The sequence below is a fragment of the Pseudomonas sp. AC252 genome (genome assembly GCF_979258105.1).
The window spans coordinates 4,851,722-4,873,928 of record NZ_OZ409837.1 but is presented as its reverse complement, the minus strand read 5'-3'; the positions used below and the strand labels follow the sequence as shown (position 1 = coordinate 4,873,928).

General features: G+C 60.7%; 14 protein-coding genes and 2 pseudogenes. 15 read left to right on the top strand and 1 reads right to left on the bottom strand.

Annotation, left to right across the window (positions count from 1 at the left end):
- Positions 1-173: 173 nt before the first annotated feature.
- From ACZZZ4_RS22320 to ACZZZ4_RS22300, 5 genes are read left to right on the top strand one after another with little or no spacing between them, the layout of a single operon-like run.
- Positions 174-1,421 (top strand): MFS transporter, encoded by a 1,248-nt coding sequence (locus ACZZZ4_RS22320; protein WP_463548797.1) that lies wholly within the window; start codon positions 174-176, stop codon positions 1,419-1,421.
- A 9-nt stretch (positions 1,422-1,430) separates the two neighbouring features.
- On the top strand, positions 1,431-2,561 hold the full coding sequence (locus ACZZZ4_RS22315) for a LuxE/PaaK family acyltransferase (protein WP_463548796.1): 1,131 nt from the start codon (positions 1,431-1,433) through the stop codon (positions 2,559-2,561).
- Between the two features lies 1 nt (position 2,562).
- Entirely contained in the window at positions 2,563-4,965 is a 2,403-nt protein-coding gene (locus tag ACZZZ4_RS22310) for an acyl-CoA reductase (protein WP_463548795.1), read from the top strand.
- A gap of 39 nt (positions 4,966-5,004) precedes the next feature.
- Positions 5,005-6,315 carry a phenylacetate--CoA ligase family protein gene (locus ACZZZ4_RS22305; RefSeq protein WP_463548794.1) on the top strand — a complete coding sequence of 437 codons (1,311 nt, stop codon included), beginning with the start codon at positions 5,005-5,007 and terminating at the stop codon, positions 6,313-6,315.
- Positions 6,284-7,219: a GNAT family N-acetyltransferase gene (locus ACZZZ4_RS22300; protein ID WP_415762534.1), complete on the top strand. Its 936-nt coding sequence runs from the start codon at positions 6,284-6,286 to the stop codon at positions 7,217-7,219. Before ACZZZ4_RS22305 ends, ACZZZ4_RS22300 begins: the two co-directional genes overlap by 32 nt.
- A 42-nt stretch (positions 7,220-7,261) precedes the next feature.
- Here ACZZZ4_RS22300 and ACZZZ4_RS22295 read toward each other — a convergent pair whose 3' ends face one another.
- A complete protein-coding gene (locus ACZZZ4_RS22295) occupies positions 7,262-7,789 on the bottom strand; it encodes a hypothetical protein (RefSeq protein WP_039760503.1) in 528 nt (175 codons plus the stop codon).
- A 353-nt stretch (positions 7,790-8,142) separates the two neighbouring features.
- Between ACZZZ4_RS22295 and ACZZZ4_RS22290 the strand changes: the two are divergent.
- The 10 genes and pseudogenes from ACZZZ4_RS22290 to ACZZZ4_RS22245 form a co-directional block, all read left to right on the top strand.
- Positions 8,143-9,273 (top strand): annotated as a pseudogene (locus ACZZZ4_RS22290) (HAMP domain-containing protein); the annotation flags it as partial.
- Positions 9,274-9,606: 333 nt separating this feature from the next.
- Positions 9,607-10,134, top strand: a pseudogene (locus ACZZZ4_RS22285) (methyl-accepting chemotaxis protein); the annotation flags it as partial.
- Between the two features lie 240 nt (positions 10,135-10,374).
- Positions 10,375-10,821, top strand: coding sequence for a DUF411 domain-containing protein (locus ACZZZ4_RS22280; protein WP_463548793.1), 447 nt, complete (start codon positions 10,375-10,377; stop codon positions 10,819-10,821).
- Complete coding sequence (locus ACZZZ4_RS22275) at positions 10,821-11,255, top strand: YqaA family protein (RefSeq protein ID WP_463548792.1); 435 nt, start codon at positions 10,821-10,823, stop codon at positions 11,253-11,255. Before ACZZZ4_RS22280 ends, ACZZZ4_RS22275 begins: the two co-directional genes overlap by 1 nt.
- Before the next feature lie 86 nt (positions 11,256-11,341).
- Positions 11,342-12,388, top strand: a complete 1,047-nt coding sequence (locus ACZZZ4_RS22270) for an alpha/beta fold hydrolase (protein ID WP_129998683.1) — start codon at positions 11,342-11,344, stop codon at positions 12,386-12,388.
- 12 nt (positions 12,389-12,400) lie between these two features.
- Complete coding sequence (locus ACZZZ4_RS22265) at positions 12,401-13,354, top strand: D-2-hydroxyacid dehydrogenase family protein (protein ID WP_463548791.1); 954 nt, start codon at positions 12,401-12,403, stop codon at positions 13,352-13,354.
- Positions 13,355-13,944: 590 nt separating this feature from the next.
- Entirely contained in the window at positions 13,945-15,531 is a 1,587-nt protein-coding gene (gene glgA / locus ACZZZ4_RS22260) for a glycogen synthase GlgA (RefSeq protein ID WP_463548790.1), read from the top strand.
- 17 nt (positions 15,532-15,548) lie between these two features.
- Positions 15,549-17,351, top strand: coding sequence for a malto-oligosyltrehalose trehalohydrolase (gene treZ, locus ACZZZ4_RS22255; RefSeq protein ID WP_463548789.1), 1,803 nt, complete (start codon positions 15,549-15,551; stop codon positions 17,349-17,351).
- The gene (gene malQ / locus ACZZZ4_RS22250; protein WP_463548788.1) at positions 17,348-19,426 is read left to right on the top strand and encodes a 4-alpha-glucanotransferase; all 2,079 of its coding nucleotides are present in this window, start codon (positions 17,348-17,350) and stop codon (positions 19,424-19,426) included. The genes treZ and malQ overlap by 4 nt, the downstream gene beginning before the upstream one ends.
- Positions 19,423-22,197: a malto-oligosyltrehalose synthase gene (locus ACZZZ4_RS22245; protein WP_463548787.1), complete on the top strand. Its 2,775-nt coding sequence runs from the start codon at positions 19,423-19,425 to the stop codon at positions 22,195-22,197. The genes malQ and ACZZZ4_RS22245 overlap by 4 nt, the downstream gene beginning before the upstream one ends.
- Positions 22,198-22,207: the final 10 nt, after the last annotated feature.

Genomic DNA, 22,207 nt, shown 5'->3' with positions numbered 1-22,207 from the left:
GGGCATTGTTGTTTCTGCGTGGGTGGCAGCCAGGTAACCATGTTTGCCGCCGCGCCAAACGTTTAAACATTCCGTAAGTTTTTGAAATCTGCTGACGCAGCAAACGCCTAGGTCCGCCGTGCGTCTGCGCCTAGGCTCTGCGAACTTCCTACAACTGATAAACAGGGATGTTCATGCAGAGAACACTGATAAACATCGGCCCCAGACAGGTAGCAGGTTTCTGCCTGGCGTTGACCGCTTTCGAACTCCTCACCTACATGGCCAGCGACGTGATCATGCCGGCGATGCTTGACGTCACGACCGAGCTCGAGGCGGACGCGCGGCATGTTCCCAATGCCTTCAATCTCTATCTGTTAGGTGGCGTCTGCCTGCAATGGCTACTGGGCCCCTTGTCCGATCAATTCGGGCGCAGGCCACTGTTATTGATCGGCAGTGCGCTCTTCGGCGTGTCGTGTGCTGCAGCCTTTTTCATTGGCAATATCGAAGCTTTCAACCTGTTGCGTCTGTTGCAAGGCATGGGGCTGGGGTTCGTTGTCGCGGTCAGCTATCCGGCATTGCAGGAGGTCTTCTGCGAAGCCGACGCCGTCAGGCTGATGGCGTTGCTCGGCAACGTTGCGTTGTTGTCGCCGCTGCTCGGCCCGCTACTGGGAATCCTCTTGCTGGAATGGCTGAGCTGGCGGGGAATTTTTCTACTGCTTGGTCTCGCAGCGGCGCTGGTCTGGTTCGGCCTATTGTTGTGGATGCCGGAAACCGTTGGCGTTGAGCGCCGCGATGGTCGACGCACTCCCGCTGTGCCCTTCTCCTGGCGCCTGACTTCTCGCCGCTACGCAACGCTGTTCAGCAATCCACGCTTCCTCTGCGCCAGTCTGGCGCTAGGCCTGATGAGTCTGCCGCTGATCGCCTGGATCGGTCTGGCACCGTTGCTGCTGGTGTGGGTGCTGGAACTGTCGCCGCTGGAATATGGCCTGTGGCAGATTCCGGTGTTCTCGGCAGTGATCGCCGGCAATCTGCTGCTCGACCGCTTACTCAAGACCCGCTCGTTGCAGCAGTTGATCCTGCTAGCTCTGTGGCCGTTCTGTCTGGGCCTGCTGCTGCTGACCGTGTGCGCATTGTTCGGGGCCGGACTTGGACCCGTGGTGGCTAGCCTCGCGTTGTACGCCGTAGGGTTGGGCATGAGCAATGCAGCGGTGTATCGCCTCGCGCTGTTTGCCAGTGATGACAGCAAAGGTCTGGTCTCGGCGCTGACCGGCATGCTCTCGATTGCCGTCATGGGGCTCGGCGGTTCGCTGATTGCTGCCATCGGAGGCGGCAGCCGTCTCGAACATTTTGCGCTCTGGGCGGCGTTTGGCGGGCTGATGTGCCTGCCTTTTCTGCACCGGCTCCTGCAAACCCCCACGCCTGATGTGGCCTCGCCTCAATAAGGAACATTGATGACTCATTTACCCTATGCCGACGCGTTGTGCGCGTTGCCGCAACCCTATTGCCTGAATTCCGCCCCGCCCGGTCTGTTCGATCGGGCGATGGCTGAAATCAGCCGCTTTCACTGCGAACACACGCCCGGTTACGGCCACTGGCTCAACGCCCATGGACTGTCGCCGCAAGACCTCGACAGTCTTGATGACTGGTCACGGCTGCCGCCGATTTTTGCCAGCTTCTTCAAGCAGCACCTGCTGCTCAGCAGCACTGCCACGGACGCCCTGGAACTGACTTCGTCGGGCACCAGCGGGCAGAAAAGCCGGATGCGTTACGACGAGCGCAGCCTGGCGCGGGCGCAATTCATGGTCGCGCGAATCTTCCGCCATTATGGCTGGGACGCCCCGGACACACCGTGCAATTACCTGCTGCTCAGCTACGAACCGGAAGGCCGCATTACCCTCGGCACTTCGTTCACCGACCAGTTTCTGTGTCGGTTCGCCCCGGCCAACCGGGTGGTCTATGCCTTGCGCAACACCGGTAGCGGCCACCAGTTCGACGTGTTCGGGGTGATCGCCGCGTTGCAGTCATTCGCTGAAGAAGGTTTGCCGGTGCGGATCTTCGGTTTCCCGGCGTTTTTGTGGCAGACCCTGCAACGCATGCAGGACACCGGCGTGCAGGATTTGCAAATGCCGGCCGGTTCGCTGGCCTTTTTTGGCGGTGGCTGGAAAACCCACGCCGCGCAGGAAATCCCCAGACAGCAGCTCTACGCCCATATCCATCGGCAACTGGGCATCGAACCCGCTCGCTGCCGCGACGGTTACGGCGCTGTCGAACACGCCGTGCCTTACATCGAATGTGCTCATCACCGCTTTCACGTGCCGGTGTACGCGCGGGTGTTGATCCGCAACCCGGCGGATTTTTCCCTGCTGCCCTACGGCCAACAAGGCCTGCTCGGCTTCGTTTCGCCCTATATCTCCTCCAGCCCCGCCCATGCCGTGGTCATGAGCGACCTGGCGACGCTGCACCCGGGCGCAAGCTGCGGCTGCGGATTGACCACCGACTGGTTTGAACTGCACGGCCGCGCCGGGACCACAGCGGGCAGAAGCTGCGCAATGGCCGCCGCCGAATTACTGGGAAATCACTGACATGTATCTGATCAATGGACAACTGCACGACAGTTACAGCCTCGACCAAGCGCTGCAAGACCTGCAACAGGCGCTGCCCCACCGGTTGGCGACGGCACTTGAAAGCGGCACGGTCATCCAGACCGTGACGTGTTTTGCCCGGCAGCTGCGTAGCGCGGCCACCGATTTGCCGCTCGACAACCAACAACGGCAAGCCTTGATCGATTTCTGCCAACCGCAAGCGCTGAGGCACAAGCGCCAGCGCGAACTCGGCGCCGATGCCGATTCGCTGCGCCGTATCGATTATCGCCAGCCACGCTTCGAAGCCTGGCGTGCGCTCGGTCTGGTGGTGCACATCACCCCCGCCAATGCGCCGCTGCTGGCGTTCTGCGCAGTGGTCGAAAGTCTGCTGGCCGGCAACGTTAACTGGTTGCGGCCCAGCCGCAGCGATGGAGGCCTGACGGCGCGACTGCTGAGCACATTGGTAGCGTGCGATGCCAGCGGGCAACTGGCTGGTTATGTAGCGGTGATTCCAGCCAACACCGGCGAGATTGGCCTACTGTGCAAGCACGCCAACGGTGTCGCAGCGTGGGGTGGCGAAGCGGCTTTGCAAGCCATTCGACAGCAACTGGCGCCGGGTTGTCGCTGGATCGACTGGGGACATCGCGTCAGCTTCGTGTATCTCTGTGCGCAAACTGCCACGCCCGAGGCGCTCGACGCTGTGGCCGACGAGGTCTGCCGACTGGATCAGCAGGCCTGCTCCAGCCCGCAATGGTTGCTGGTGGACAGCGATGATCCACAGGTTTTGCGCGATATCGGTGAACGCTTGGCGCAAGCGTTGAAGCGCCGCGCCGCACAATGGCCCGCACTGGTGCCGACACTGCAGGAAGCTTCACAAATCACCACGCATACGCAGATGGCCCGCCTCGGCCAGAGTTTTGCCGGACACACCGGCCAAGTCTGGAACGGCCCAGGCTGGCGGGTGATCTGGAGCCATGATCGGCAACTTGCACCTTCACCGCTGTTCCGCAGCGTGTTGCTGCACCCGGTGCCACAGGCCTTGCTGACCGCCACCCTGCTGCCATGGCGCAACGTGCTGCAAAGCTGTGCTTTGGTGTGCGCGCAATCGCGCATTGTCGAATTGACCCATGCACTCATCGGCGCCGGGGTCACGCGTATTGCTCCGATCGGCAGCATTCACGACGGTTACGCAGGCGAACCCCATGACGGCGTCTACGCGCTGCAACGTCTGAGTCGCCGCGTATCGGTGAGTCTGGCGGCGACGCAACTGCCGAATCAAGCCTCTCTCGATACAGCGTCATCACCCGCGAAGCCGGGCGCTGCGATCATGGACAAAGCGGCTTTCGTCGCCCAGCCCGTCAACGATCAGGCGCAGTTGTATTTTCGCTCCGGAGGCAGCAGCGGCACCCCGGCGCTGGCCGGCTACAGCTATCGCGACTTCGATCGGCAGATGCGCGCAACCGCAGATGGCCTGTTCGCCGCCGGTCTCGATCCGGCGCGGGATCGGGTCATGAACCTGTTTTTCTGTGGCGGGCTGTACGGCGGTTTTCTCAGCTTCGGCAAAGCACTGGAATGGCTCGAAGTGACGCACCTGCCCATGGCCGCGCCTACTGATAACGACTATCGGGAAATTGCCCGACTGATCATCGACCAGCGGGTCAATGTGCTGGTCGGCATGCCGGGCACGCTGCATCGCCTGTTCCTCAACGAGCAAAAGCATTTGCGTGCTTATGGCGGGGTCGAAAAAGTCTTTCTCGGTGGCGAGCACGTGAGCGAACAGAACCGTGAATTGCTGCGCAGTTGTGGCGTGTCGACGATCCGCTCGGCGATTTACGGCAGCGTCGATGCCGGCCCGATTGGCCATGCCTGCCAGGTTTCAGCGGACGGAGTTTTCCATTTGATGAGTGATATCCAGCAACTGGAAATCGTTGCGCTGGATGAAGATGTCGCGGTGGTCGACGATCAAGTGGGTCGGCTGCTAGTGACTTCGCTTGCCCGTGAAGGTGGCCAGCGCGTGCAGCGTTACGAAATCGGCGACACCGGGCGCTGGCTGCCGGGTGTCTGCGCCTGCGGGTTGCAGTCGCCACGTTTCGAACTGCTGCAACGCCACGGCACGCTGCTGCGTATTGGCACCGACTTCATCTCGGCAGGCGAGCTTTCTGCACGGCTGCAGGCACCAATTCAGTTGCACCTGGACCACACCTGCGACGGGATTGAGCGTCTGCAGTTGCACTGCGAACTTGCAACTGACGTGGTTAAAGCCCGGCTCGCGGATTATTCAACTCTGAATACGGTCATCGACAGCGGCTTGCTGGTCATGCAGACCCGACAATGCTCGCCCGCCGATTTCATTCAAAACAAACACAGCGGCAAGACGCCACTGGTCATCGACTCGCGCCGCTGACGTTTGAGCGCAAGTCAGATCATTCAGGAAGAACACTTTGTGAAAATAACCCAACCGATTCGCGGACTGATGAGTTTTGCCCGCCAGCATTCACGCTACTACCAGAACTGTCTCGATGATGTTCCCGAGGCAATAAACTCACTGACCGAACTGCCTTTGCTTGATCCTGCGAGTTTCTGGATTGGCAGCGAGAACCTCGACCAATGGCCGGTACTGACCGCGCCGATCGGCTCGGCGGTGGTTTTCAAGACCGGCGGATCCACAGGCAGCGGCAGGCTCTCGGTCTACACCCGTGCCGAATGGCAAGCCACCGTAGAGAATTTCGGTCGCAGCCTGAATGGACAATTCAGCCCGGGCGACCGGGTCGCCAATCTGTTCTTCGCCGGCGACCTCTATGCCAGTTTTCTGTTTATCCACGATTCACTGGCCCATGTCGATACGCCGATCACCGAGTTCCCGTTCAGCGGTGAAGTCGACCCGCCGAAGCTGGCCGATGCCATCGCGCAACACGGGATCAACGTGCTGGCTGGCGTGCCCGCGCAATTATTGACCTTCGCCAGTTGGTTGGGGCAACGCAACCTTGTATTGCCTCGGGTTGATACAGTGCTTTACGGCGGGGAGAGCCTGTTCGCCTCACAGCGTCAACGCCTTGCGCAAGTGCTGCCCAATGCACGCATCGCCTCCATCGGCTACGCCAGCGTCGACGCTGGATTTATCGGCGCCAGTCATCGCGACTGCGAGGAAGGCGAACATCGCACGCCTGACGGCCACGTCCTGCTGGAGATCATCGATCAGCACACGGGCAAGCCGATCGAGGCCTGCGATCAACACGGCCTGCTCGTATTGACCAACCTTCATCGGCGCTTGATGCCGCTGATCCGCTATCCCGTGGGAGACCTGGCGTGCTGGCGCGAACCGATCGGTGCGCCGCAACGCAAGTTCGCCCTCAGGGGCCGCAGCGGCAACAGCCAGCGCGTGCGCGTCGGCATCCTGTCGCTGATGACGGATGAAATCAGCGAAACCGTAAGGCGCACTGCTGGCAGCGACGACTGGCAATTGTTGATTGAACAGGCCGACGGCACCGACGTGTTGACGTTGAAATACGTAGTCGAAGAGCGATCAACACAGATCGATAACAAACTTGAGGCCCGCTTGATCGAACGTTACCCGCAGATCACCCACCTGCGAAGCGCTGGATTACTGGAGCTACGTATCCAGAGCTGCCGCTTCGAGGATCTCGCGCGCCACCCTCGCGCCGGCAAGAGCCTGCCGATCGTCGATTTACGCTGCTATGAGCAACATGACGGGGAGGTGCCTGATGGAATCGCTGATCCTGCGCAATTACCGTGAAAGCGACGCCGCCGCCGTCAGCGAACTGTTTCGCCAGGTATACGGCGACCATTACGTACAAAGCGACGTGTATCTGCCGTGCCTGATCAGTCAGAACCATGCGAAAAAACGCTGGCACTCGCTGGTTGCGGTCGAGGGAGAACGGATACGTGGTCATGCCACTTTGTACAGGCAAAGCGAGGCATCGTACGACGCTGAGCTGGCTTTGAGTGCCGTCCATCCTGACACCCGTGGGCAGAACATCGCCACGCGCCTGGGTGAGCAATTGCTGACTCACGCACAGGCGTTGGGTTGTCGCAGCGTTTCGATCAAGCAAGTCACCCACCACCCTTACACCCAACGCATGGCGATCAGCCTCGGGTTCCATAACACCGGACTGCTACCAGACTATGTCCGCTCGCCTTTTGGTTGCAAAAAACCGGAGTCGATCGTTTTGGGCGTTCGGGCGATCGATGGCTACCAGCGGCCGTTGCCTGACCAGGTCTGGCCTGCCAGTTGTAGGCCCTTGATGGAGCGTCTGACGGCCGTGTTCGGCATCGGAGCCAATGCTGGACGCTGGCGCGGGGCCTCGGTTCAGGTTGAACAACACGGCGATCGCCACGAAATGCTCCTGGAAAAACTCGATCCGGAACTGCTGAACCAATTGCGCTCACTGCCCGGGCACTGGCTGATTTCGATTCGCCTGCAGCTGTCGCGACAATTTGCCGTGGATCTGCACAGTCTCAACGCCATTGGTTTTGTCTTCACCGGTCTGGCGCCGGTGCAAGGCAATCAGGGCGGCTGGCTGGCGTTGTTCCATCGCGGTTTTCGCCCGCGCAGACTGGCCTTGCACTGCGCGTACATGCAAGACCTGCATGCTCAGACGCAACGGCAATTTAGCGTTCGTGATTTATCGCCGGTCTGAACGTGCGCAATACAAGGCTGAGCCCGCTTCATGCGTGCGGGCTTATGCCTTGGCTTTGATGCCACTGTCCGACGGCACGGCGGCATTGCCTTCACCGTAAGTCTTGAGGTTTTGCAAGACGTAAATGGCTTTCTTGAATTCGGGAATCAGGCTCTTGCCGTAGTAATTGCCATTGAGACTGTTGGTCTGAATGGCATCGAGCTGCGTGGCGAAATATTCCAGCGCGTTGAACTTCGCCTCCGGGTCTTTCTGCACGCCGAAACGGTCGAATTTGTCGCCGGCATTGAGCAAGGTGATCGAGGTGATTTCGGAAATCAGGCCGCGCCCGCGCAGGAACTCGCTGAGGTTGCCCAACTGCTTGACGGAAACGTTGGCCGGGTCGAAACCCTTGATCTGCTTGCGCAAACCCTGTTTGTCCATCTCCGCGACATTCAGTGCATTCGGATCGTTACCGACCAGGGTCAACATCTGCTGCACTTTGACGCTCTGCGAAACCTGCTTCTTCGCGCCGGTATCACGGACCATTACGCCCGCCTTGCTTTCCCAGGCGCCGGTATAGCCGATCGTCATGCGAGGATTCCTTGTGCAATGAGCATGAAATGTCCTTGTTCCAACCAATTGAATGGGCGCGAGTATCGGCCGCTTCGCTGATCGCACCAACTCTTTTGTGCGCTTTTTTACAAATCTCGTACATTCATGACACCGAGCTTAAGGCCCGCAAACATTGCTTCAGAGCCGTCATCAGGATGTAACAACTGTGGCGATTGCTGGTGATGTACCAATTCCGATACCAGCCGGTCATCGCCCTGAGCTCTTTCGGCACGCAAGTACCTAAAGCTTCCGCCCGCAACGACGATACGCTGTGATACCCGCCCTGTTTTTATTCCTGCCCTCCAACAAAAAGCCGCTCAAGGATCAGTTCCATGCCCGCACTGCGCACTATTCAGGCTCGCTACACGCTGTTTCTGATTCTGTTCATCCTGTTGTTGTCCGTGCTGACCGTGGTCGGCATCAGCCAACTGGTCGCACCGACCCTGCGCGATACCGAAGAGAAGGTCGTGCTCAACCGCATCGCCGAAGTCGCCGTGCAGATTCAGGGCGAACTGAACAAGGTGCAGGCGCAGCAACGCAGCATCACCCAGACCATCCCCCTGCTCGACAGCGCCGCCATCGACGTGGTGCTGCCAGGGCTGGTGGATCAGTACGGCGAACTGAAAGTCTTTGGCGGCGGCATTTGGCCGTTGCCCGGCCAGCGCGAAGCCGGGCGCAACAAGTTCAGCACCTTCTGGCACCGCGACGCCTCGGGCCAGCTCAAGGTCAACACTTTCTGGAACAGCGACGCTGCACCGAATTATTACGACCAGAGCTGGCACAAGGGCGGCATGGCCACCCCGCGCGGTCAGTGTGCCTGGGCTGCCGCCTATAAAGATGATGCCAGTGCCGAGCCACGCACCAACTGTGCCATGGCGATCTACAAGAACGGCAACGCCTGGGGCGTGTCGACTATCGACGTGACGCTGGGCTTCTTCAACGACCTGGTGGCACGCAAGGAAAAAGATCTCAACGCCGAAATGCTCATCGTCGAGGCTGACGGCAAGATCATCAGCAACAGCTCGCGCATCAGCGGCCCGATCGTGTTGAAGAACATCAGCGAACTGGCGGCCAGCTCCACCTTCATCAATCAGATCAAGACCGGCCTGCAGAACCGCGATAAAGCGCAACGCGTCGAGTTCGATAACAACGGTGAAGACGCCACATTCTTCATGCGCCCTATCGAGGGCACACCGTGGTTCCTCGCCACCGCCCTGCCGACCAAAATGCTCACTGCCCAGCGTGACGATGTGCTCAACAGTCTCAGCCTGATCCAGATTCCGCTGGTGATCCTGCTGGTGCTGTTGCAGGTTTACGCGATTCGCAAACTGGTACAGCGCATGAAGGCTCTGAAAGCCAACATCGATTCACTGTCCAGCGGTGACGCCGACCTGACTCGCCGCATCACCATTCGCGCCGAAGACGAACTGGGCGCCATCGGCCATTCGGTCAACACCTTCATCGTCTATTTGCAGAACATGATCGGCGAAGTCACCCAGGCCACCGGCGCCATGGCTTCCAGCCTCGATAATCTGCAACGCACCTCGGCGCACACCAGCCAGATTCTGCTGCGCCACGCCTCGGAAACCGACCAGACTGTCACCGCGATTACTGAAATGAGCTCCACCGCCGAAAGCGTTGCGCAAAACGCTGCAGAAACCGCAGCTTTCACCCAGCGCGCCAATGAAAACGCCGATCGCTCGCGCGTCGTGGTAGGGGAAGCGACCAACAGCGTAGTCGCGCTGATCGACGAAGTGGCCAGCGCTACACACAAAGTTGAAAACATGCAGCAGGACGCCCAGCGCATCACCGAAATCCTCGGCGTCATCGGCGCGATTGCCGGGCAGACCAACCTGCTCGCCCTTAATGCCGCAATTGAAGCGGCGCGTGCAGGGGAACAGGGTCGCGGCTTTGCGGTGGTGGCGGATGAAGTCCGCGCCCTCGCCGCCCGCACTCAGGCCAGCACCTCGGAAATCAACGAGATGTTGACCCGCCTGACCCAAGGCGTGAGTTCGTCGGTCAGCGCCATGGAAAACACTCAGGCCAGCTGCCAGTCCGCTGCTGACGCCACCGCCCGAGTCAACTCGGGGCTGGACGAAATGGCCGGTTCGGTCAGCCACATCAACAGCCTCAGCACGCAGATCGCCACCGCCGCCGAACAGCAAAGCGCCGTTACCGAAGAGATTAACCGCAGCATGGTGCAGATCCGTCACATGGTCGATGAACTGGTGCAGAGCGGCCAGGCCAGCGAACTGAATACCCGCCAGTTGCTCGAAGCCAATAGCCGCGTGAGCGCGATCATGGGACGCTTCAAGGTCAGTTAAGCCAACCGCGACCACGGGGATTTTGCCCTTTACGCCAATCCCCTGTGGGAGCGAGCCTGCTCGCGAAAGCGATTTTTCAGTCACTGTATCTGCGACTGGTCAACTGCATTCGCGAGCAGGCTCGCTCTCACATTGGCTCGGCTGTCTTGTAGCAACTGGAAACACTCAGTTGATGCCGGGATGGAAAAACCGGTCAAAATGCGTGCTTTCTGACCTTCACCGAGTCGAGAGCCCATTCCCATGCGAAGCCAACTGCGTCTGCTCGCCCTGAGCACCCTGTTCATCTCCTCCCTGGCGCAAGCCGCCGAACTGATCCCGATCGAAGTGCACCGCGATGCCAATTGCGGTTGCTGCAAAAAGTGGATCAGCCATCTCGAAGCCAATGGCTTCAAAGTCGAAGATCACGTCGAAAGCGACATGAGCAGCTTTAAACAGCAGCACGGCGTACCACCGCGTCTGGCGTCCTGCCACACGGCGATCATCAATGGCAAATTCGTTGAAGGCCATGTACCGGCCGATCAGGTGCTTGCGTTGAGCAAGCGCGACGATCTGCTGGGTGTGGCAGCGCCAGGCATGCCAATGGGCTCGCCGGGCATGGAAATGGACGGCATGAGCGACGCGTATCGAATCATCGGTCTGAAGAAGGACGGCGCTGACATAGTGGTGGCGGACTACCCGGCCCGTTGATGGGCGCGGCTTATTTCGGTCTGTTCTTTGCTGCGTTTGGCGCGGCGACATTGTTGCCATTGCAATCCGAGGCGCTGCTGGTCGGTCTGATTGTCAGCGAGCGTTACTGGCTGTGGGGTTTGCTCGCGGTGGCGACGCTGGGCAACGTGCTCGGGTCGCTGGTCAACTGGTGGCTGGGCCGTGGCATCGAGCGGTTTCAGGATCGACGCTGGTTCCCGGTCAGCCCGCGGCACATGGCCATGGCGCGCACGCATTACGAGCGCTACGGGCACTGGTCGCTGCTGCTCAGCTGGCTGCCGGTGATCGGCGATCCGCTGACCTTGATTGCCGGGGTCATGCGCGAACCGCTCGGGCGTTTTCTGCTGATCGTGACACTGGCCAAAGGCGCGCGCTATGGCGTACTGGCCTTGCTGACCCTCGGCTGGCTCGGTTGAACCAACCGCCCATGTGATTGCCTTTGTTTAACGTCGGCGTAATCCCGGCCTTCCAGAGTCGGCCAATTTTCAAGGAGTTTGTGCTTATGTCCGTCACGCTTTCCCGCTGGCTGCCCGGCCTCGTCCTCAGCGCTGCACTGCCATTAATGGCGCACGCGGCCACTGAAAACGCTCCCGCCGAAGGGCCTGCCTATGGTCCGGAGCTGCAAGGTTTTCAATATCCCTACACGCTTAAACACTTCGCCTTTGAATCCCAGGGCCAAAAACTGCAAATGGGTTACATGGACGTCGCTGCCAATGGCAAGGCCAACGGTCGCACCGTAGTGCTGATGCACGGCAAGAATTTCTGCGCGGCGACGTGGGACAGTTCGATCAAGGCCTTGAGCGACGCCGGCTACCGCGTGATTGCGCCGGATCAGATCGGTTTCTGCACCTCCAGCAAACCTGCGCACTATCAATACAGCTTCCAGCAACTGGCAACCAACACCCAGCAATTGCTCAAGGCGTTGGGCATTCAGAAAGCCACAGTGCTCGGCCACTCCACCGGCGGCATGCTCGCCACCCGTTATGCGCTGCTGTTCCCTGAGCAGGTTGATCAATTGGCAATGGTCAACCCGATCGGTCTGGAGGACTGGAAAGCCCTCGGCGTTCCGTATCGCACCGTCGATCAGTGGTATCAGCGTGAATTGAAGGTCACGGCCAAGGGCATTCGCGACTATGAGCGCACCACCTATTACGACGGCCGCTGGAAGCCGGAATTTGATCGTTGGGTCGACATGCTCGCCGGTCTGAGCAAAGGTCCGGGCAAGACCCAGGTCGCGTGGAACTCGGCGCTGATCTACGACATGATCTTCACCCAGCCGGTGTACTACGAGTTCAAGGATTTGAAAATGCCGACCCTGCTGCTGATCGGCACCTCCGACACCACCGCCATCGGCAAAGACCTCGCACCGCCGGAAGTGAAAGCGAAAATCGGCCACTACGAGGTGCTCGGCAAGCAAGTCGCCAAGCTGATCCCGCAGTCGACGCTGATTGAATTCCCGGGTATGGGCCATGCGCCGCAAATGGAGGAACCGGGGAAATTCCATCAGGCATTGCTCGGCTGGCTGGGCAAAACCCCTTCCGCTCCTTGATGAGGTAAGGCGATGACAGTGCAGATTGCAGTGATCGATGACTGGCAGGACGTGGCACGCGACGTGGTCGACTGGTCGGTGCTGGAAGGCACTGGTGAAGTGACCTTTGTGCACGATTACCCCGCCGACAACGCCAAACTGGCCGAGCGCCTCGGCAAATATGAGGTGATCTGCGTGATGCGCGAACGCACGCGGTTCGACGCCGATTTGCTCGGGCGCTTGCCCAATCTGAAGTTGCTGGTCACCGGTGGTATGCGCAATGCAGCGCTGGACATGCCGGCCGCAGCGGCGTTGGGCATCCAGGTCTGCGGCACCGACAGCTATAAACACGCCGCGCCAGAGCTGACCTGGGCGCTGATCATGGCGGCGACCCGGAATCTGGTTACCGAAGCCAATGCTCTGCGCGCCGGCCAGTGGCAGCAGGGGTTGGGCGGTGATCTGCACGGCAAGACGCTGGGGATTCTCGGTTTGGGCAGTATCGGCCAGCGGGTCGCGCAGTTCGGTCAGGTGTTCGGCATGCGCGTGATTGCCTGGAGTGAAAACCTCACGACCGAACGCGCTGAACAGGCCGGCGTGACGTACGTCAGCAAGCAACAACTGTTCGAACAGGCCGACGTGCTGTCGGTGCATCTGGTGCTCAGCGAACGCAGTCGCGGACTGGTCGATGCGCAAGCACTGGAGTGGATGAAACCGACCGCGCTACTGGTCAACACCGCGCGCGGGCCGATCGTCGATGAAGCGGCACTAATCAAGGCGCTACAGAAACGGCGCATTGCCGGGGCGGCGCTGGATGTATTCGAGCAAGAGCCTTTGCCTGCCATGCACCCGTTTCGCACGCTGGACAATGTCCTCGCCACGCCCCATGTGGGCTATGTCAGTCGGCAGAATTACCAGCAGTTCTTCCGGCAGATGATCGAGGATATTCAGGCTTGGGCAGCTGGGGAGCCGGTGCGTCTGTTGAATTGATTCCATCACTTTAAAGTTGAGTTGCTGCAACAGGCCTCTTCGCGAGCAGGCTCGCTCCCACAGGTTGTACGCGTTCCAATGTGGGAGCGAGCCTGCTCGCGAAGGTCTCATCTCAGATACCGCTCTGAAATACCCTCGCACCACAACGGTGCAACCGGCCCATCCCCTAGCACAAAACCGTGACTACCCAGTCACCGTTTTGGCCCACTCCGACCGAAAAACATGCCCTTCGTCGGAGCGTTTCCCCTCCTGAACCCTCGCTTACATCCCGACACAACCGATTGTCGAACAATTTACCCATTTGCCCCTGCCCGCTCTAGGATCTGGCCTAGACTCATTTTTCAGTGGCCAAACCACTCGGTCATACCGACAAAAAAAAGTCGAAACTTTTGCTTCACGCCACAGGTCATCAGAACAACTGGGCGAAAGCGACTGGTGTAATCCTTGCAACGGCCTCACCACCCATTCTGCTTGCGCGTGTTGGGTCAGCATTTGCTCACCGATGCGTGGCGCCTTTGCGCCCGGCCACAGGACTTGGCCATGAAACAGCTTGTTTGAGACAAGAATCAGATCACACACGGGAGATACATATGATCAGTGCGGCATTGGATATTCAGGGAGAGCGTGCTCACCAGTCGCTTGGAGAATCGAGCACCATCAGTGTTCCCGGCAGCCGACAGATCAACGTACCCGGCACCAAGACGCTTGCTCCGGTAGCAAGCCAGAATCCCAACAAGAAAAAAGTGTTGTTCGTGACGTCGGAAATCGCCGATCTGGTCAAGACCGGCGGTCTGGGTGACGTTTCCGCCGCCCTGCCCCGGGCCATGGCCCATCTGCATGACGTACGGGTGTTGATTCCCGGTTACCCGCAGGTGGTGCACAGCGAAAACCCGATTCACATCATCGGCGAGCTGGGTGGCCACGCTGCGCTGCCACCTTGCAAGATCGGGCGCATGGACATGCCCGATGGCCTGGTGATCTACGTGTTGATCTGCCCTGAATTGTACGAGCGTGAGGGTGGCCCCTACGGCGCCAACAACGGTCGCGACTGGCCGGACAACCATATCCGCTTCGCCCGTCTCGGCCTGGCCGCTGCCGACATCGCCGCCAACCTTGCGCAAATCCATTGGCGCCCGGATCTGGTGCACGCCCATGACTGGCCGGCCGGTCTCGCTCCTGCCTATATGCACTGGCGCGGGCAGCGCACGCCGACCCTGTTCACTATTCACAACCTTGCCTACCAGGGCGTGACCAGCCTCGGTTCCTGCCCCGAGCTTGGGATTCCCGCCCACGCGCTGCAGCAGGAAGGCATGGAGTTCTACGGCAAGATGTCGTTCCTCAAGGCCGGCATGGCCTATTCGAGCCACATCACCACCGTCAGCGCCACTTATGCGCAGGAAATCACCACCCCGGACTTCGGCTGCGGCCTCGACGGTTTCCTTGCCGCCAAGACCCAGCAAGGCTTGCTCAGTGGTATCCCGAACGGCATCGACGAAAGCTGGGATTCGGCTACCGACCCGCACCTGTTCGCCCCGTTCGCCATCGGCGACTGGGAAGGCAAAGCGGTCAACGCCGCCCATGTCCGTGAGCTGTTCGGCCTGAATGACTCTACCGGCCCACTGTTCGCCGTGGTTTCGCGTCTGGTCTATCAGAAAGGTCTCGACCTCACCGAAGCGGTGTCCGAGTTCATCGTGCAGAACGGTGGCCAGATCGCGATCATCGGTCGCGGCGAGCCGGAAGAAGAGCAAGCCATGCGCGAATTGGCCCTGCGTTTCCCAGGCCAGATCGGCGTGCGCATCGGCTTCAACGAGACCGATGCGCGGCGCATGTTCGCCGGCAGCGATTTCCTCCTGATGCCGTCGCGTTACGAGCCTTGCGGCCTGAGCCAGATGTACGCCCAGCGTTTCGGCTCGCTGCCGGTCGCGCGCAATACCGGCGGTCTGGCCGACACCATTGAAAACGGCGTCACCGGTTTCCTCTTCGATGAGTCCAGCGTTGATAGCTATAAAGAAGCCCTGAGCCGCGCGTTCAAGGTCTTCGCCTTTCCGGAATTGCTCAATGCCATGCGTTGCCGTGCCATGGCCGCGCCGTTCAACTGGAGCAAAGCGGTCGAACCGTACGCCGAACTTTACGAACAACTGGTCGCCAAGGCGTTGGGTAAAGCCAGCCACAAATAACCAGGGAGTTGCAGAAAATGCCGTCAAGGACCCAAGAAACCTGGCCCCACGGCGCGATCATGCTGGATGCCGAGCACACGCAATTTGCGTTGTGGGCGCCTGACGCGTTCTACGTCAGTGTGGAACTGGAAGATGGAAAATCGTTGCCCATGCTGCCTCAGGGCGACGGTTGGTTTGTAATCAAGGCCAACTGCCCGGCTGGCAGTCGCTACCGTTACTGCATCGATGGCGAGCTGGAGGTGCCGGACCCGGCCTCCGGGGCGCAGGATGGTGACCTCGACCGCCACAGTGTGGTGGTCGATCCCCATGCCTACCAATGGCGGCACACGACATGGAATGGTCGGCCGTGGAGCGAAGCGGTGATCTACGAGTTGCACGTCGGTGCGCTCGGTGGTTTTGCCGAAGTCGAACAACATCTGGCGCGGCTGGTGGCGCTGGGCGTCACCGCCATCGAACTGATGCCGCTGGCGCAGTTCCCCGGTGATCGCAACTGGGGCTACGACGGGGTGCTGCCCTATGCACCTCAAGCTTCCTACGGCACACCCGAACAACTCAAACACCTGATCGACACCGCCCACGGCCATGGCCTGGCGGTGATTCTCGACGTCGTCTACAACCACTTCGGTCCCGACGGCAACTATTTGCATCGTTACGCCAAAGGTTTTTTTCGCGAAGACAAGCACACGCCCTGGGGCGCGGCGATCGACTTCCGTCGCCCGGAAGTGCGTGAGTTCTTCATTGAAAACGCGCTGATGTGGTTGCTCGAATACCGCTTCGACGGCCTGCGTCTGGATGCGGTGCACGCGATTGAAGACCCGGATTTCCTCAGCGATCTGGCCCGACGCATTCGCCAGCAGATCGACCCAACCCGGCACGTCTGGCTGACCGTCGAGAACGAGCTGAACCAGTCGAGCCTGCTGGAAAACGATTACGACGCGCAGTGGAACGACGACGGTCATAACGCCCTGCATGTGCTGCTGACCGGCGAAACCGACGCCTACTACGCCGACTATGCCGCGCAACCCACCGAGCAATTGGTGCGCTGCCTGAGTCAGGGCTTCGTGTTCCAGGGCCACATCACTCGGCATGGCGAACCGCGCGGCGAACCGAGCGAACATCTGCCCTCCACCGCTTTCGTGTTGTTCCTGCAGAACCATGACCAGATCGGCAACCGCGCGTTTGGCGAGCGCCTGCATCAACTTGCCGACCCGCGCGCAGTTCAGGCGGCGACGGTGCTGTTGCTGCTGTCGCCAATGATTCCGCTGATCTTCATGGGCGATGAATTTGCCGCCGAGCAACCGTTCCTGTTTTTCACCAGCCACCACGGTGAACTGGCAGAACTGGTGCGTGAAGGCCGGCGTAATGAATTCGCCGCGTTCAGTGCCTTTACCGATCCGCACAAGCGCGAGCAGATTCCCGATCCGAATGCCGAAGAAACCTTCCGCGCCTCGCAGCCGCATTTGTCCGGCAGCGGCACGCCATTGCAACAGCAGACCCAGGAGCTCTACCGTCAACTGCTGAAGTTGCGTCACCAGTACATCATTCCCAATCTCTCCGGAACCCAGGCTCTGGGTGCGCAGATGCTCGGCTATGGCGCGGTCAGCGCACGCTGGCGGCTGGGCAATGGCAGTGAGCTGCGAATTGACCTGAACCTCAGTGATACGGCAGTGGTCAACCCTGCACAGACCCATACCGAGTGGTTGTTCCAACAGCCGCCGGCCCTTGATCTGTCGGACCCGAATCAACTGCCGGCGTACACCGCGCTCGTCAGCCTCACGGCCGCACCCGTTATGCACCCCCTGGATGGAGAGCGCCTATGAGCGATGCGCAACTGGAAATACTCGCCAGCCGAGCCGGCCTTGCCGTCGACTGGATCGACGCCAACGGGCGTCAGCAAAAAGTCGCTCCTGCTGTGCTGCGCAATGTCCTGATCGGACTCGGCCACCCCGCCAGCACCGCGCAAGAAATCGATGCCAGCCTGCTGGAACTGCAAGAGGTCCAGCAAGACCGCCACTTGCCGCCCCTGCTGACCTGCGACGTGGGTGTTGCCCTCGATCTGAGTCGCTACTTTTCACCGGAAACGCCTTGCGAAATTCATCTTGAAGACGGCTCGCAGATGAGTCTCAAGCTGGACAACGAAGCGATGCTGCCGGGTCTGATTCCGGTCGGTTATCAGCAAGTGCACATTGGCGATCAGTACTTCACTTTGGCGGTCGCGCCCGAGCGCTGCTTCAGCGTCGGCGATGCGGTCGACAGCCCGATCCCGCGCGCCTGGGGTCTGAGCGCACAGCTGTATGCGTTGCGCCGTCCCGGCGACGGGGGTTTTGGCGACACTCAGGCGCTGGAAGAACTGGTCCGCGTGGCCGGCGAACGTGGCGCCGATGCGCTGGCGATCAGCCCGATGCACGCCATGTTCAGCGCCGACACCGGCCGTTACAGCCCCTATTCACCTTCAAGTCGTTTGTTTCTCAATTCCCTGTATGCGGCGCCGGGGAGCATTCTTGGCGAACGCGCTTTGCGTGATGCGATCGATGCCAGTGGCCTGGCCGCGCAGTTCGAGCAACTGGAAAATCTCAAACTGATCGACTGGCCGGCTGCCGCTGAGGCCAAGCAGAAGCTGCTGCAAGCTTTGTACGACGGTTTTGTCGCTGGCGAGCACCCGCTGCACGCCGACTTCGCCAGTTTCCGTCACGCCGGTGGCGAAGCGCTGGAAAACCATTGCCGCTTTGAAGCGATTCAGGAAATGCGCGCCGCCCGTGGCGAAAGCCTCGATTGGCGCGAATGGCCTGAGCACTGGCACGACCCGCGCGGCGCAGCGCTGAGCGCGTTTGCCGAGGAGTACGCGGATCGCATTGGCTATTTCGCCTTCTGCCAATGGCTGATCCATCGCTGCCTCGAGCGCGCACAAACCGCCGCGCGCAGTTCCGGCATGGGCATCGGTCTGATCGCTGACCTCGCCGTCGGTGCTGATGGCGCCGGCAGCCAGGCCTGGAGTTTTCAGGATGAACTGCTCGCCTCGCTGACCGTTGGCGCGCCGCCAGACATCCTCAATCGCAGCGGTCAGGGCTGGGGCATTTCCGCGTTCTCGCCCGAAGGTCTGATCCGCAATGGTTTCCGCGCTTTCATCGACATGTTGCGCGCCAACTTCGCCCATGCTGGCGGCCTGCGCATCGACCATGTCATGGGCCTGCAACGCTTGTGGGTGATCCCCAACGGCGCTGACCCGGCCGACGGTGCCTATCTGTATTACCCGTTCGACGACATGCTGCGTCTGCTGACCCTTGAGTCGCATCGGCACCAGGCCATCGTGCTCGGCGAAGACCTCGGCACCGTACCGGAAGGTCTGCGCGAGAAACTCGCGGCGCGTTCGATTCTGGGTATGCGCGTGCTGTTGTTCGAGCAGGACAACACTCGTTTCAAACCGATTCTCGACTGGCCGGATGACGCGCTGGCCACCACCAGCACCCATGACCTGCCGACGCTCAACGGTTGGTGGCATGGCCGCGATATCGACTGGAATGCGCGCCTGGGTCTGGTCGATGCCAATGGCGAAATTGATTGGCGTCGACATCGCGAACGCGAACGCGAAGGCCTGCGCGATGCGCTTCGCCAGGATCCGCAGAATTTCCGTGAAGAGTCCCACGAGGCCGATCAAGTGGTCGATGCCAGCGTGCGTTTCCTCGGCCACACCCGCGCTCCGCTGGTGCTGCTGCCGCTGGAAGATGCGTTGGGTATCGATGAACAGGCGAATCTGCCCGGCACCACCGACTCACATCCGAACTGGTCGCGACGTTTGCCCGGTCCCAGCGAAGCATTGCTGGACGGCCCCGATGCCGCCCGCCGCCTGGAACTGCTGGCTTGCGCGCGCCTACAAGCCACTGAGCGTGACCAATGAATCAACAGCAAATCCAGCCATTGCGCGCCACCTTGCGTCTGCAATTTCACAAAGGCTTTACCCTCGAACAAGCGGTGCCATTGGTGCCGTACTTTGCCCGCCTCGGCATCAGCCATATCTACGCCTCGCCATTGCTGGCGGCGCGCGCCGGTTCCATGCATGGCTACGACGTGGTCGACCCGACCCAGGTCAACCCTGAGCTGGGCGGCGAGCCGGCATTGCGCCGACTGGTCAGCACCCTGCGCGAACACAACATGGGCCTGATCCTCGACATCGTGTCCAACCACATGGCCGTGGGTGGCAACGACAACCCGTGGTGGCTCGACTTGCTGGAATGGGGACGCCTGAGCCCGTACGGCGAATTCTTCGACATTCAGTGGCACTCGCCGGACCCGTTGATGGAAGGCCAGTTGCTGCTGCCGTTCCTTGGCAGTGATTACGGCGTGGCGTTGCAGGAAGGCACGCTGAAGCTGAAATTCAACGCGCAGACCGGCACGTTCTACGTCGAACATTACGACCATCACTTCCCGATCTGCCCGAACAACTATGGCGAGCTACTCAAGTCCGACGACACGCTGAAGTCTCTGGCCGATCGCTTCAGCACACTCAGCTACCAGACCGATGCCCATTCGCTGGCGATGCCGCTCAAGCAAGAGTTGCGCGAACTGGCGAGCGATCCGCGCGTTCTCGCAACTGTCGAGAGCAACCTCGCTCAGTACGATTCCACCACCGAGGAAGGCTTTCACAAGCTTCACGAACTGCTGGAACGGCAAAGTTATCGCCTGACCAGTTGGCGCACGGCGGCGGACGACATCAACTGGCGGCGCTTCTTCGACATCAACGAGCTTGGCGGCCTGCGCGTCGAGCGCCCGGCGGTGTTCGAAGCGACCCACGGCAAGATCTTCCAGTTAGTTGAAGAAGGTCTGGTCGACGGTCTGCGCATCGACCACATCGACGGCCTCGCCGACCCGCGTGGCTACTGCCGCAAGCTGCGCCGGCGTCTTGATCACCTTGCACCGGGACGGCACCTGCCGATCTATGTCGAGAAGATCCTCGGCGAGGGCGAAACCCTGCGCCGCGACTGGAGCGTGGACGGCACCACCGGTTATGAGTTCATGAATCAGCTGTCGCTGCTGCAACACGACCCGGACGGCGAACATGTGCTGGGCGAGCTGTGGCAGCGCCGCACCGAGCGCCCGGCAGCGTTTATTGAAGAAGCGCAGTTGGCTCGTCAGCAGATCCTCAACGGCTCGCTGGCCAGCGATTTCGAAAGTGTCGCGCAGGCGCTGCATCAAGTCGCGCGGGATGACCTGATGACCCGCGACCTGACCCTGGGCGCGATTCGCCGCGTGCTGCACGCGTTGATCGTGCACTTCCCGGTTTATCGCACCTACATCAGCGCCATGGGGCGTTCCGAGCAGGACGAAGCAATTTTCCAGCACGCCATGGACGGCGCGCGGCAGACCCTCAGCGAGGCTGACTGGCCAGTACTCGACTCGGTCGCCAGTTGGCTCGGCGGCACGCCTTGGCGCCGCAAGCCACGGGGGCGTTCGCGCAAGATCCTCAAGCATGCTTGCGTGCGTTTCCAGCAACTGACCTCGCCGGCGGCTGCCAAAGCCGTGGAAGACACCGCGCTTTATCGTTCGGCGGTGCTGCTGTCGCGCAATGATGTCGGTTACAACACCGAGCAATTCAGCGCGCCGGTCAGCGAATTCCACGAGGTCAATCAGCAGCGCATGGCGGAGTTTCCCGACAACCTGCTGGCCACCGCCACTCACGACCACAAGCGTGGCGAAGACACCCGCGCCCGCTTGGCCGTGCTCAGCGAGCGCAGTCATTGGTACGCCGACCAGGTCGAACTGTGGCGCGCCCTCGCCCGCCCGGTCCGCATCGAAGATGACGCACCGTCCGCTGGCGACGAACTGATCCTCTATCAGGCACTGCTCGGCAGTTGGCCGCTGGATCTGCGGGACGACGACAAGGCCGGTTTCACCGAGTACGCCAAGCGCATCTGGCAATGGCAGCAGAAAGCCTTGCGCGAGGCCAAGCTGCAAAGCAGTTGGAGCGCACCGAACGAAGCCTATGAAAGCGCGGCGCAGGCCTTCACGGAAAAACTCCTGACCGGCGAAGAAGGCGAATTGCTGCGCGCGGCGCTGAGCAAAACCGTCAACAGCATCGCAGCTGCCGGAGCGCTCAACGGGCTGGCGCAAACCTTGCTGCGCATGACCGTGCCGGGAGTGCCGGATCTGTATCAGGGCAATGAGTACTGGGATTTCAGTCTGGTCGATCCGGACAACCGCCGGCCGGTGGATTACGCCGCCCGCGAGCAAGCGTTGCAGGCGTCCGTGCCAAGTGCCGAACTACTCAGGGACTGGCGCGACGGGCGCATCAAACAGGCGCTGATCAGCGCGGTATTGAACCTGCGCAAGGAGCACAGCGAGCTGTTCCGCCGTGGCGATTACCAGCCACTGGAAGTGCTGGGCAGTCAGGCCCACAACGTACTGGCATTCGCCCGCGAACACGAGGGTGTGCGGGCCATTGTCGTGGTGCCGGTGCGCTGTGCAACGTTGCTGGAAAACAGTGCCATCCCCCAGGTCGATGCGCTGCGCTGGGGCGATACGCGGGTGGTTTTACCGTCCGCCGCTTCGGATACAAACCTGAAGGGACTTTTTGCCAGCAGCGTAGTCACACAAAACAGGGAGCTGAATGTCAGCGAAGCGCTGGGGGATGTCCCGGTCAATCTCTTTATCCAACACTCGACACAAGCATGAGTTCAGTTCA

Bases quoted from the DNA above. Each gene is read 5' to 3' on its own strand.
- ACZZZ4_RS22300 (WP_415762534.1), top strand. From the start codon at position 6,284: ATGGAATCGCTGATCCTGCGCAATTACCGTGAAAGCGACGCCGCCGCC.
- ACZZZ4_RS22320 (WP_463548797.1), top strand. From the start codon at position 174: ATGCAGAGAACACTGATAAACATCGGCCCCAGACAGGTAGCAGGTTTC.
- ACZZZ4_RS22265 (WP_463548791.1), top strand. From the start codon at position 12,401: ATGACAGTGCAGATTGCAGTGATCGATGACTGGCAGGACGTGGCACGC.
- ACZZZ4_RS22275 (WP_463548792.1), top strand. From the start codon at position 10,821: ATGGGCGCGGCTTATTTCGGTCTGTTCTTTGCTGCGTTTGGCGCGGCG.
- treZ (WP_463548789.1), top strand. From the start codon at position 15,549: ATGCCGTCAAGGACCCAAGAAACCTGGCCCCACGGCGCGATCATGCTG.
- ACZZZ4_RS22280 (WP_463548793.1), top strand. From the start codon at position 10,375: ATGCGAAGCCAACTGCGTCTGCTCGCCCTGAGCACCCTGTTCATCTCC.
- ACZZZ4_RS22295 (WP_039760503.1), bottom strand. From the start codon at position 7,789: ATGACGATCGGCTATACCGGCGCCTGGGAAAGCAAGGCGGGCGTAATG.
- ACZZZ4_RS22315 (WP_463548796.1), top strand. From the start codon at position 1,431: ATGACTCATTTACCCTATGCCGACGCGTTGTGCGCGTTGCCGCAACCC.
- malQ (WP_463548788.1), top strand. From the start codon at position 17,348: ATGAGCGATGCGCAACTGGAAATACTCGCCAGCCGAGCCGGCCTTGCC.
- ACZZZ4_RS22245 (WP_463548787.1), top strand. From the start codon at position 19,423: ATGAATCAACAGCAAATCCAGCCATTGCGCGCCACCTTGCGTCTGCAA.
- ACZZZ4_RS22270 (WP_129998683.1), top strand. From the start codon at position 11,342: ATGTCCGTCACGCTTTCCCGCTGGCTGCCCGGCCTCGTCCTCAGCGCT.
- ACZZZ4_RS22310 (WP_463548795.1), top strand. From the start codon at position 2,563: ATGTATCTGATCAATGGACAACTGCACGACAGTTACAGCCTCGACCAA.
- glgA (WP_463548790.1), top strand. From the start codon at position 13,945: ATGATCAGTGCGGCATTGGATATTCAGGGAGAGCGTGCTCACCAGTCG.